This is a genomic window from Anaerophaga thermohalophila str. Valhall (genome assembly GCF_000250735.1).
In the GTDB taxonomy this organism is placed as follows: domain Bacteria; phylum Bacteroidota; class Bacteroidia; order Bacteroidales; family Marinilabiliaceae; genus Anaerophaga; species Anaerophaga thermohalophila_A.
The window spans coordinates 21334-33142 of the sequence record NZ_AHZV01000127.1 but is presented as its reverse complement, the minus strand read 5'-3'; the positions used below and the strand labels follow the sequence as shown (position 1 = coordinate 33142).

The 11809-nt window shown below is 40.9% G+C and carries 7 protein-coding genes and 1 pseudogene; 2 read left to right on the top strand and 6 right to left on the bottom strand.

The features are described 5' to 3' along the window. Positions 1 to 82: 82 nt before the first annotated feature. A pseudogene (locus tag OQ5_RS22390) lies at positions 83 to 957 on the top strand (lysylphosphatidylglycerol synthase transmembrane domain-containing protein). A gap of 18 nt (positions 958 to 975) precedes the next feature. Here the strand turns inward: OQ5_RS22390 and OQ5_RS0106815 are convergent. Both OQ5_RS0106815 and OQ5_RS0106810 read right to left on the bottom strand, forming a co-directional pair. Then, on the bottom strand, positions 976 to 2358 hold the full coding sequence (locus tag OQ5_RS0106815; protein WP_016776767.1) for an LPP20 family lipoprotein: 1383 nt from the start codon (positions 2356 to 2358) through the stop codon (positions 976 to 978). Positions 2359 to 2370: 12 nt separating this feature from the next. Continuing rightward, positions 2371 to 2832 carry a regulatory protein RecX gene (locus OQ5_RS0106810; protein WP_016776766.1) on the bottom strand — a complete coding sequence of 154 codons (462 nt, stop codon included), beginning with the start codon at positions 2830 to 2832 and terminating at the stop codon, positions 2371 to 2373. A 602-nt stretch (positions 2833 to 3434) separates the two neighbouring features. Between OQ5_RS0106810 and OQ5_RS0106805 the strand changes: the two genes are divergently transcribed. Beyond that, complete coding sequence (locus tag OQ5_RS0106805) at positions 3435 to 4514, top strand: acyloxyacyl hydrolase (protein ID WP_016776765.1); 1080 nt, start codon at positions 3435 to 3437, stop codon at positions 4512 to 4514. Here the strand turns inward: OQ5_RS0106805 and metF are convergent. The 4 genes from metF to metH all read right to left on the bottom strand — a co-directional run bounded on the left by metF (position 4511) and on the right by metH (position 11411). Continuing rightward, positions 4511 to 5467, bottom strand: a complete 957-nt coding sequence (metF, locus tag OQ5_RS0106800; RefSeq protein WP_016776764.1) for a methylenetetrahydrofolate reductase [NAD(P)H] — start codon at positions 5465 to 5467, stop codon at positions 4511 to 4513. The genes OQ5_RS0106805 and metF overlap by 4 nt on opposite strands. A gap of 13 nt (positions 5468 to 5480) precedes the next feature. After that, positions 5481 to 7004 carry an Eco57I restriction-modification methylase domain-containing protein gene (locus OQ5_RS0106795; protein ID WP_016776763.1) on the bottom strand — a complete coding sequence of 508 codons (1524 nt, stop codon included), beginning with the start codon at positions 7002 to 7004 and terminating at the stop codon, positions 5481 to 5483. After that, a complete protein-coding gene (locus OQ5_RS0106790; protein ID WP_016776762.1) occupies positions 6982 to 7542 on the bottom strand; it encodes a hypothetical protein in 561 nt (186 codons plus the stop codon). The genes OQ5_RS0106795 and OQ5_RS0106790 overlap by 23 nt, the downstream gene beginning before the upstream one ends. 131 nt (positions 7543 to 7673) lie before the next feature. Continuing rightward, positions 7674 to 11411, bottom strand: coding sequence for a methionine synthase (metH, locus tag OQ5_RS0106785; protein ID WP_016776761.1), 3738 nt, complete (start codon positions 11409 to 11411; stop codon positions 7674 to 7676). Between the last annotated feature and the right edge of the window lie 398 nt (positions 11412 to 11809).

Here is an 11809-nt window from a genome sequence, read left to right as displayed (position 1 = left end):
TAATCGTAAATGAGGATTTTGGCGGCAAGCGTAACACAGCAAATGGCACTTTATGGACAGACACTAGACTAGTTTTATACTGATGAATAATAAAAACCAAAAACACATAAAAACCATAAAACTAATTGCTAAGATTTTTATTAGCGCTGGTATTTTATGGTACATTACCTCAAAGATCGATATTGAAGAAATTGAAAAGGCCATTGTAAGAGCCAATATTCTGTTGCTTTTTGTTGCGTTGATGATTTATGTGATTTCGCAGGTGGCAGCCGCCTTCCGTCTCAATACTTTATTCCGGTTAATGCCGGTTAATATTTCCGAAAAGACCAACATAAAGCTTTACTGGCTGGGCTTGTTTTATAATCTTTTTCTGCCCGGAGGTGTTGGTGGTGACGGCTTTAAGGTTTATATGCTCAATCACTATCTGAAAGTGCCTGTTAAGAGGTCGCTGGGTGCTATTTTTGCCGACCGGCTTTCGGGCTTAACGATTATTGTCACATTTATACTGATACTTTTGCATCTAGTCGATTATTCTTTTCCGTATAAGTCGTGGTTGTATTTTGCTATTCCGGTTCCCTTAATCGCGTTTTATTTTTCCTGAAATGGCTATTGCCACGGTTCCGAAAAGCCTTTGTTTATATTAGTTTGTGGTCTGTTTTGGTTCAGGGCGTTCAAATGCTGGCAGCCGTAAGCATACTACATGCTCTCGGAGTAGAAAATTCAGGCAGTTATGATGATTATTTGTTCCTCTTTTTCCTCTCTGCAATCATGGCGTCTGTGCCTGTGACACTGGGAGGTATAGGTGCCCGCGAATTTACTTTCCTGATGGGGGCTGAATATCTGAACTTGCAGCAGGACCTTGCAGTGGCTTTAAGTTTGTTGTTTTTTTCGGTCTCGGCTGTTTCTGCGTTGCCCGGATTATGGTATACCATAAAACCGCGAAAGATTCTTGCCTGACTTTATGAATGCGAGCACTTAAAGGTTCAGAGATTCGAGTTGCGGGTATATTTCTTCCCTGAATTTTTTCAAAAGTTTTTCCCTTGCTTCTTTTAAAGCATACTGATAACTTCCGGGACGCATCCCCTTTATTCCGGTCACCGTGTCACTGAATATTTCGGTTCCTGTTTCGGCTGAAATGATTGAAAAGTAGAGGTCGGCAAAAACCAGGTAAACGGTGTAACCGGTGCCTTCTTTTATTTCACCTTTCCTGAAATTAACATCCGTTTCAACGATGTAGGATGCCGATTCGGCGGATGGTGTGAAGTTGAAAAAGGTTTCGTTTAGTTCTGACTTAAGCTGATTGGCAAAGGGTTGCCTGATTTCAGGGCTTCCAAAAATCTGTTCTACAGCGGTAAACCACGCATCCGATTTTTGGAGTTCAATGTCGAAGGTTGCAGCGGGTACAGTACCTTCGGGCAGGAAAAAGCTGACCAGAGGGCTGTTGATGTTCTCTTCCTGAAGAAGTGCTGTATGGTCGAATTTAGCTGTAACCTTTTGTTTTTTTAGTGACGATTCAAGCTTTTGGATATAACTTTTCACTTCTCCTCCGGGGTTCGAAACCGCCTTTTCCTGTAAAATTCCTTTGCCCTGTGTAAAATGGAAACAAACCGGAAAATTATGAACAGGAACTTTTCGTCCGGCAGGTGAAAAATATTCAACCTTAGCGGTTAACGGTGCTTCCATCGTTTTTGAGAACGATACCTTATAAATTGGATTAACCGGTGTGACTGATATTTTTGAGAACAATTGCCGCAGGTCGTTCATGATATCCGTTCCGAAATTGATGTTACCGTCAATAGTTCTGTAGGTCAGGTCCTCTTTGAGGTGGTTTTCCAGCGATTCAATGGCTTTGAAATATGCGCCCAGAGCAGCTGTTATTTCAATATTCTTCAAATGTTGACGGGCTTCAAGAAGAAATGAGGCGGCCTTCTTTTTGGCCATTTCCAGATCGAGTTGTTTGCGACGCTGATATTGTTCTTTATTCAGGCGCATCATCACCCAATACTCTTTTTTGTTTTCCCATGTCTGCACTTCATAACCGGTCAGGTTTTCTGCAGCAGATGTTGCAATCTCCGATTCGAAAGTTTCGCGGAAAGCATAATTATTTTCAAATTGGCGCAGCAGAGAGTTGGCAGACACGTTTACTTCAATTTCCGATGCCATTTCCCTCAGTGCATCGGCTCGTGCTTTTTTTGCATAATCCAGTCCGGATGATTCGTTTTTATATGCCATCCCTATACCAATAAAGTATTCTCTGTCCGAAGGGCGTTTTTTTACCCATTTGGGTTTGGCAGCTTCGGCCGGAAGATGAGATAAGCTAAAAATAACTATCAGAAAGAGAGTGTAGAGCCTGTTCATATTTTTATTTTTTTAATTCTTTAACAATAATTGTTCCACAATGGGAATGATCTCCTCGTATTCGTAACCTTTCGAAACTGCATTTCTAATCAGAGCAGCCTTCTGTTTAAAGGGCTCTCTGTCTTTAACTTGTCTTAGTTTTTCTTTCATGAGGTTTTTGAGCGTCTGGCGATAGTCATTTTCATCAATTTGATTTAGAGCGCTGTTGACATCATCGTCAGAAATCCCTTTTTGCTTTAGCTGCCAGCGTATTTTTTGCCTGCCCCACCTGTTGAACCTGAATTTGTCGCGAACATAAAACGAAGCAAACCTTGACTCATCAATAAATTGTTCTTTAACCAGTTCGGCTAATATTTTTTCAGATTGTTCCGGCTGAATGTCCCATTTTTCGAGTTTCTTACGAATGTCCGACCGACAGTATTCCTGCCTGGAGCATAACGATGACGCTTTATGAAGTGCTGTTTTGTAATCCATGAGATAATGCGATATATCCGAAAAATTGATGCCTCCAATAACCTGGTGTCTATCGCTAAAATAATGATTTTTGTAATTAGTGTCTGTTCATATAGTGCCATTTGCTGTGTTACGCTTGCCGCCAAAATCCTCATTTACGATTAGTAAACTACGGTTTTGGCGGCTTCGCAAGCCTTGCAACTGGTACTTTCTGAACAGACACATGACCAGAAACAAGTTTTGCGTAATTTATAGACAAGCACTAATTAGTATCTGTGCATAAAGTGCCATTTACTGTGTTACGTTCGTCCGAAAATTACTCATTTACGATGAGTCAACTCCGTATTTTCGGACTTCGTAAGCCTTGCAACCGGCACTTTCTGAACAGACATACATACTGAAAAATTTTTTTTGCGAGTTTATAGACAATAGTCAGTTAAAAAAAGCCTAAACGCATAGACGCAATGACGCAAAGTTTTTATTATGAGAGAGTTGTGATTTTCGCCATTAATTGTGTAAACAATTAATTACCAGACATCTGTAAAAGTTTAACGGAATATTGCAATAAAAACTTTGCGTCTTCGCGTTTAGATTTTTGTACTGACTTTTGTAATTTTATACGGATGGAAAAACGCTGTTACATATTTTTTACTATAATCGGGTTACTTTTTTCAATTGTCGCCAAAGCTCAGGAGAAGGAAGCTAAGCTGCCAATCCGTTATCTGAATACCTGGTTTTATGGGGGGAAAATTGTTGTTCATTCCTCCAGGATGGAACATTTCCGTAATGTATCTCCAAGGGGCATCGGAATAGATTATGAATGGAAATTTGTTTCCGAAAAGGCTTATTCCTTGTGTCAGTGTTATCCATCGATAGGTGCATCTTTGAATTTCCGGGATTTCGGAGATAGCTCTCTCGGGCATGCATTGTCGGGATTGTTCTATGTTGAACCGGTTTTGTTTTCCCCGTTAAATATTGATATCTCTTTCAAAGCGGGTTTGGGGATCAGTTATTTGAGCAATCCCTATGATGAAAGCAATAACCCTGAAAATGTGGCGTACAGCACTCATTTTTCTTTTCCCTTGTTGGCGGGATTGTCCTTTAAATATCCAGTTGGTGACCGGTGGGCATTACGTCTGGCAGGCACATTTCAGCATATTTCGAACGGAGGGACCAATCAACCGAATCTTGGCATAAATTATACTGCCCTGGGTATAGGTGTTCAGCGGAAGCTTGATTCTCGTTCTCTTCCGTCCAAAATAGAGCTTCAGCCTTATGATCGGGTAAGCGGAGAAAAAAAATGGTATTTTAATATAATTGCCGGACTGAAAGAGCCTGAAGGAAGTGAGGACAAAGCTTTGGTATTGTCTGCAGCGAGCGAATATATGTCACAGTTTGCACGCATCAACGCCTGGACGGCCGGCGTCATGGCAGAGTTCGACAATAGCCGTGATTATTCAGATTTGGGTAGCAAATCACGTCTGAGTTTTATGGTTGGGCATACCTTTCTTTTAGGACGGTTTGCTTTTGGACAAAAAGCCGGTATTTATGTCTGGAGCGGGCATGCTACTCATGCACCCTGGTATCAGTATTATACACTTGATTTTGAGGTGAGTGAAAAAATTGCAATCGGGACAGGTTTAAAAGCTCATGGGAAAGTGGCCGAATTCCTCGGGATGCGGTTTTTGCTGTCGCCTTTTTAGTAAATTGCTCCGGCTATGTCATAGACGCTTTGTGTGGCCATCATTGTATAGAAATGCAGTAAATTGAACCCGTGTGAAAGTAATTCTTTTGATTGCATAATAGCCCATTCTGTTCCAACTTTGGCAGTATCATCGTTGTTTTTGCATTTTCGGAGTTCTCCGGCCAGTGATTCTGGTATTTCGGTATGGAAAACTTTGGGCAGAATAGTGAGCTGGTTTTTGATGTTAATGGGCTTAATACCGGGAACTATTGGCACCTTTATTCCTGCTTCGCGGCATTTTTTCACAAAATTGAAAAACTTTTCGTTGTCGAAAAACATCTGGGTAATAACATATTCCGCTCCTGCATCCACCTTTTGTTTCAGCCAGTAAATATCGGAATCCAGATTTGGTGCTTCTTCATGTTTTTCGGGGTATCCGGCCACACCATAACTAAAAGGTGTTTCAAAAGGCTCCATCAGTGTTCCGTCGAGAAATTGTCCTTTGTTCAGATTATTAACCTGATGGATAAGGTCTATGGCATTAGCATTTCCCTGTTCCTCGGGTTTATAAAACTGATGCCGGGACGAGCTGTCTCCCCTGAGCAATAACAGATCGTGAATACCAAGAAAATTCAGGTCGATAAGAGCATATTCGGTTTCGCTCCTGGTGAAGCCGCTGCAGATCATGTGCGGAACCACCGGTATCTGATACTTGTGCTGAATAGAGGCGGCAACGGCAACTGTTCCCGGTCTTTTTCGATATACCCGGCGTTCGGTAAACCCTTTTTCATTGGTTTTGTAAACCACTTCGTCGCGATGAGAAGTGATATTGATATATTGAGGGTTGAATTCTTTGAGTTTATCAATGGTTCTGAAAACTTTTTGAATGCTGTTGCCTTTTAACGGGGGTAACAGTTCGAAAGAGAAAGACGGTTTGTCAATGTTTCTGATTATTTCGGCTACAGTTGGCATAAATGTATGAATTCTATCCAAATAAAGTTAAACTAGGTTCCCTGAATTTTATGAACTTTTTTATTTTACCAGGTTGGGCCCAGTTCATGGTTCCTTCCATCTTCAATGATAACAGGTAATTTTCAATTAAAGGGTTTTTTAGTTGATGAATTACGGTTTCGGCTTCAGTCATATCTTTTAAAGGAATAAAAGCTTGAAGTGATTGATTTGCTTGCCATTTATTTGAAACGATTATTGGATTAAATGTCTTTTTTCCATATGCTTCCCAAACAATCTTATATGGGAAAAAATTATATGGTCCTACTCCTAACATAACCCACCAATACCCTTTATTTATCCATGATGAAATCATAGTACCTTTGCGCTTCTCAAGCGCTTCTTTATGGCTTAATAAATAATTCTTTAAAGTTGGGTACTGATCAATTTCCATTTGTTCTAGTGGTTTTCCATCTTTTCTATAAGGGAGAAGTACCCACTTATAGGGAATAAGACCATTTTCTTTGAAATTTTTTGAAGTCAGCAATGGATAAACAAATCTGTTTGGTAATTCAAACTTACCGTTTAATAAGCAATTGTCTTCAGAAATATCTTCTTTGTGATCAAAAAAGAAAACAGAGTTTGCTCCACAAGTATTGATTCCCTGCCTTGGGGTTGATTCCTTATTAATAACGATGGGGGAAAAGTTCTTTAAAGAGTCCACCTCTTTTTCTTTAGAAATGCTTAACGGATCTGTTTTATTGAAAGCAGGATATGCAAAATAGGAAGTCCATTTTTCATTTTCTAATCTAAAATAGGAGAGAGGGAATTCAGGTGATTCATTTTTTTTGAAATGAACTAACCCATACCTGGTCGAAACGTTTTTAAAAACTTTTGTGGAATTAAAGTCGAAAATTTTTTTTGGGGCAAATACGGTCGAATCAATTTTATATTTCCTAAAATGTTGGTTCGCACCGTCATTTAAGAGTAAAGATAGTGGCATAAAAAAGAAGGAATTACCATTATCTTTAAGAAAATTGTGTATAGAAACCTGAATTACTAAGGCTGCAATATCAATTCTTGAACCTCCTAATAAAAGATCTTTTTTATTCTCAACTAAGTCATATCTGATGAAGTAGTCTTTAACATCTTCCTTGTATGTAATTGGTAAATCAACAAAGTTCTGCCAAGGTGGATTCCCCAATATAATATCATATTGTTGAGGCTTCAATTTCAGAATATCTTCATTTGTGAAATTGTTTGACATATTTAAGCCAAATTGGTCTTTGAATTTGGCGATTGACGTTTGATGGTATTTAGAATTTATTTCATTACCAAAGAGATTATGAGTTGGTAACCGGCTGACAGTGTAATTCTTTTTTAGCCCATAAAGGATTAGGGCTTCAAGTAAGTGCCCTTCTCCCATGGTAGGATCAAAGACAGTTGCGCCTTTTAACCAGTCATCAAAAATGCAAAATTCTTTAATCGCAAATTCCCCCCATTGAGTAGGAGTGAAAATGTCTCCAATTTTAATGGTCTTATTTGATGAATTTAAATTCATTATATCCGGTTTCTTTAAATTTTACGATTGAAGTAATTCTCTTTTCAGCATCAGATTTTACTCTTTTATAGTGAGTGATGGCCAAATTACAGAATTTTTCAAAGAATTCATGGTAAGTTCTTCCCCAATTAATCTCATCCCAAACTTGGTTTAAAGTATAATCAAGTCTAACCTGCCCTGTCCCCAGATTTTCAATTCGAAAAATATCAGTTGGAAGTGTGTGAAAAGGGGCAACACGAATATATTCTATATCTCTTGAATTATTCTTTGTGGTTGATTTATCATGACCAAATTCAACAATAACAAAGACCCCTTTATCATTAGCCATATATTTTAATAAATTACCAACAGCGCAAACTCCTCCGTCCGAATATTTTGACTTATCAAGGTCCTTTGTTTTTACATCAAATCCAAAAAGAATATTATCAATTTTACAAGCAAAATCAAAAATAGTCCTTCTTCCAGGGATATCTATTGCTTCGTAACCAAGTCTGCTGCAAATATCGTCCCAATTCTCTGTAATTCTTTTTTCAATCATAGCTCCAAAAGCACGACTATCTTCTCGCTCGGAAATACCAGAACGCGTCTCATAAAAAAGATTTTCCAGTTCGGATTCTATCCTGTTTGAAATGCTTTATAGTCCATAATTCAGTGTTTAAAATATGATCGTTAATCCGCCAAATTTGTCGGAATCCACTTCTTTAATTCATCGGGACTCATTCCTTTTCGTCGTGCCACGTCTTCGACCTGGTCGTCTTTTATTTTTCCAACACCGAAATAAACGGCCTCGGGGTGTGCCAAATAGATGCCACTCACCGATGCATTGGGGTACATGCTAAAATGTTCGGTCAGTTCGATGCCGGCATTTTCTTCAGCATTAAGAAGATCGAAAAGAATTCTTTTTTCGCTGTGGTCGGGGCAGGCGGGATATCCCAATGCAGGCCGGATGCCTCTGTATCTTTCGCGAACCAGGTCGTCGTAGTTGAATTCTTCATCCGGGTTATAGCCCCAGAATTCTTTGCGTACCCTGAAATGCATCAATTCTGCAAAAGCCTCAGCCAGCCTGTCGGCAAGTGATTTTAACAGGATGGCATTGTAATCATCGTGTTGTTCCTCAAAGTGTTTTATCCACTCTTCAATGCCCTGGCCCGCACTTACGGCAAATCCGCCAATGTAATCGTTGATTCCGGAAGACTTAGGGGCTACAAAATCGGATAGTGAATAGTAAGTTTCTTTTCCCTGTTTCTTTTGTTGTTCCCTTAAAAAGTGAAAGGTGGTTTTAACCTTTTTACGGTCTTCATCTTCATATATTTCTATATCGTCACCCACACTGTTGGCAGGATAAAAACCGATTACCGCGTTGGGCTTCAGCATTTTTTCATCGCTGATACGACGCAGCATTTTTTGGGCATCCCTCCAAAGTTTGAGTGCTTCTTTCCCTTTTTCCCTTGCCGTGTCGGACGAAAAGTTTTCAAACCACATTTCCTCCGACGCCTTATCTGTCACTTTCTCAATGCCGCGATAGTTCCCGGTTAACCGCCAGGCGTGGAAAAAGAAAGTCCAGTCAATGAAAGGAATAATCTCATCAACCGGGTAATCTTTGAAGGATTTTGTACCTGTAAACCCGGGTTTTTTTATTGGCGCTTTGTTCCAGTTTGTCGTCCATCTTTTATCCCTGGCTTCTCCGATACTTAAATATTCTTTTGCTTTTTTTGATTGATTGGCTTTCCTTAATTTTTCGTATTCTTCTTTTACCGCAGCTTCATAATTTTCCCGTTCTTTAGCAGAAAGTAAAGCTCCTACTACCTGTGCACTCATCGAGGCATCCTTTACGTAAACTACTGGTCCGTTGTAGAAAGGGTCGATCTTTACGGCTGTATGTACTTTTGAGGTTGTAGCCCCCCCAATCAGAAGAGGTTGTTTCATTCCTCTTTGCTCCATCTCTCTGGCAACATTACTCATTTCCTCAAGCGATGGAGTTATCAGACCGCTCAATCCGATAATATCGGCTTCCTGCTTTTCTGCTTCACTTAATATTTTTTCGGCCGGAACCATTACTCCCAGATCGATGACATCGTAATTGTTGCAGGCCAGAATTACACCTACGATGTTTTTTCCAATGTCATGTACATCGCCTTTAACGGTAGCCATCAGGATTTTCCCCTTTTTGGATTGAGCATTTCCCGAAACACGCTTTTCTTCTTCGATGAAAGGCTCCAGCCAGGCTACTGCCTTCTTCATAACGCGGGCTGTTTTTACAACCTGAGGGAGGAACATCTTACCCGAGCCAAACAGATCGCCCACAATGTTCATCCCGTCCATGAGCGGTTGTTCTATGATGTCGAGTGCAAATTCATATTTTTGACGCGCTTCCCGGAGGTCCTCTTCCAGGTAATCGGGAATCCCCTTGATAAGACAATGGTGAAGCCTTTCTTCGAGCGGTAACTCACGCCACGCATTTTTTTTGGAATTTGCAGCTTCGCCGGTTCCTTCTTCTTTAATTTTTTCGGCTGCCTCTATTAAACGTTCCGTGGCATTAGGTCGCCGGTTCAGGACAACGTCTTCTACCAGCTCCAGTAAATGAGGTTGTATCTCATCGTAAATCTGGAGCATTCCCGGGTTAACAATGCCCATATCCATTCCTGCCCTGATGGCATGATAGAGAAACACAGCATGCATGGCTTCGCGTACCTGGTTGTTTCCGCGGAACGAAAAGGACAGGTTGCTTACTCCCCCGCTGACTTTGGCATAGGGCAGATTTTCTTTTATCCATTTTGTAGCCTTGATAAAGTCGGCCGCATAATTGTTATGTTCTTCAATACCGGTGCCAATGGCCAGGATGTTCGGGTCAAAGATGATATCTTCAGGAGGAAAATTGATTTTTTCGGTCAGGAGATGATAAGCTCTGCTGCATATTTCTATGCGTCTTTCAAAAGTGTCTGCCTGGCCTTTTTCATCGAAGGCCATAACCACAACTGCAGCTCCGTATTGTTTAATTCTGGAGGCCTGCTTTATAAAAGCATCTTCTCCTTCTTTCAGGCTGATGGAGTTGACAATGGCTTTACCCTGAAGACATTTGAGCCCGGCTTCCAGAACTTCCCATTTGGAAGAGTCTACCATAACCGGCAGCGCAGCAATGTCCGGTTCCGAAGCCATCAGGTTCAGAAAGGTAACCATCTCCTTTTTTGCATCAAGCATGGCATCATCCATGTTGACATCAATAATTTGTGCTCCGCCTTCTACCTGATCGTGGGCTACAGAGAGCGCTTCTTCATATTTTTCTTCCCGTATGAGCCTGGCAAATTTTTTGGAGCCTGCCACGTTGGTTCGTTCTCCGATGTTCACGAAGTTTGTGTGTTCATCAATAACCAATGCGTCCAGCCCGCTTAACCTTGTTTTTTGCTCAATTTTTGAAGGGATGTGGGGTTTTGCATCTTTAATGTATTGCCCGAAAGCTTTAATATGCTCGGGTGTGGTTCCGCAGCAACCGCCGATAATGTTGACGAGCCCCTGGTTCAGGTACTCAAATATTTTGGGCGCCATTTCGTCCGGTGTTTCGTCGTATTCACCAAACTGATTGGGCAGACCGGCATTGGGATAAGCGCTGATAAAAAGAGGTGTTTTGTCTCCGATTTGTTTTACATACGAACGTAAATCTTCTGCTCCGAAAGAGCAATTAAGACCAATCGAAAATAAAGGGAAATGCGAAACCGAAATAATGAAAGCATCCAGAGTTTGCCCGGAAAGGGTTCTGCCACTGGCGTCGGCTACCGTAACTGATACCATAACAGGAAAATCGGTAAGATTTCGCTTTTGGAGCTCTTCTCCGATACCAAAAAGGGCAGCCTTTGCATTCAGCGTGTCAAAAATGGTTTCGAGCAAAAGTATGTCCACGCCGCCATCGATTAATCCTGAAGCTTGTTCGGCATAAACCTCTGCCAAATCATCAAATGTAACGGCTCTGTAGCCAGGGTTGTTAACATCGGGACTGAGTGAGGCGGTTTTATTCGTTGGTCCCATCGATCCGGCAACAAAACGCGGTTTGTCGGATGTAGTATATTTTTTTGCAGCCTCCGAAGCAAGGAGAGCGGAGCGTTTATTCAGGTCATAGACTTTGTCTTCCATCCCGTAATCGGCTTGCGAAATACGGTTGGAATTGAAAGTGTTTGTCTCTATTATATCGGCTCCGGCCTCGAGATACTGTTCATGAATCCGGCTGATAATGTCGGGGCGGGTTATTGATAATAAGTCATTATTGCCCTTCTGAGAAAAGGAATGGTCTTTAAAATCTTCTCCTCTGAAATCTTCTTCCGTCAGTTTGTATTGTTGGATAAGGCTTCCCATAGCCCCGTCGAGAAGTAAAACTCTCTGCTGTACCAGTTCTCTTAATTGTTCTGTTTTACTCATGATATACTGATGCGGTTTATCAGCAACTGTCCTGGAAGTGTCAAACCAGGCAGAAACATGCTGAATGAATGATGAAAGATTTGCTTTGCCGTGAAACGAAAATTACGTCTGTTAAAGCGTAGTCTTCAGAAATACAAAGTTAAGGAATTATGTGATACAGTAGGAAGATGACAGAATAAGCTGGAAGGTTATTTTGGATAGAGTGTAAACCTTGCGGGGATGCTAAATGAACCTGACAGCGAAATAATGATCTACTGAATTGATAAGATTCCACTTTCCACCGCATTTCCTGTACTCTGAGCCTGGAAATGCACTTTCTTCTGCCCTTCTATCTTTCTACCCTTGCACCTTGCTCTCTGCTCTTATCTATTGCGTGTCTATAAACTCGAAAAAATTTT

Coding starts and splice junctions, on each gene's coding strand:
- OQ5_RS0106795 (WP_016776763.1), bottom strand. CDS start 7,004: ATGAATTTAAATTCATCAAATAAGACCATTAAAATTGGAGACATTTTC.
- metF (WP_016776764.1), bottom strand. CDS start 5,467: ATGCCAACTGTAGCCGAAATAATCAGAAACATTGACAAACCGTCTTTC.
- OQ5_RS0106805 (WP_016776765.1), top strand. CDS start 3,435: ATGGAAAAACGCTGTTACATATTTTTTACTATAATCGGGTTACTTTTT.
- OQ5_RS0106815 (WP_016776767.1), bottom strand. CDS start 2,358: ATGAACAGGCTCTACACTCTCTTTCTGATAGTTATTTTTAGCTTATCT.
- metH (WP_016776761.1), bottom strand. CDS start 11,411: ATGAGTAAAACAGAACAATTAAGAGAACTGGTACAGCAGAGAGTTTTA.
- OQ5_RS0106790 (WP_016776762.1), bottom strand. CDS start 7,542: ATGATTGAAAAAAGAATTACAGAGAATTGGGACGATATTTGCAGCAGA.
- OQ5_RS0106810 (WP_016776766.1), bottom strand. CDS start 2,832: ATGGATTACAAAACAGCACTTCATAAAGCGTCATCGTTATGCTCCAGG.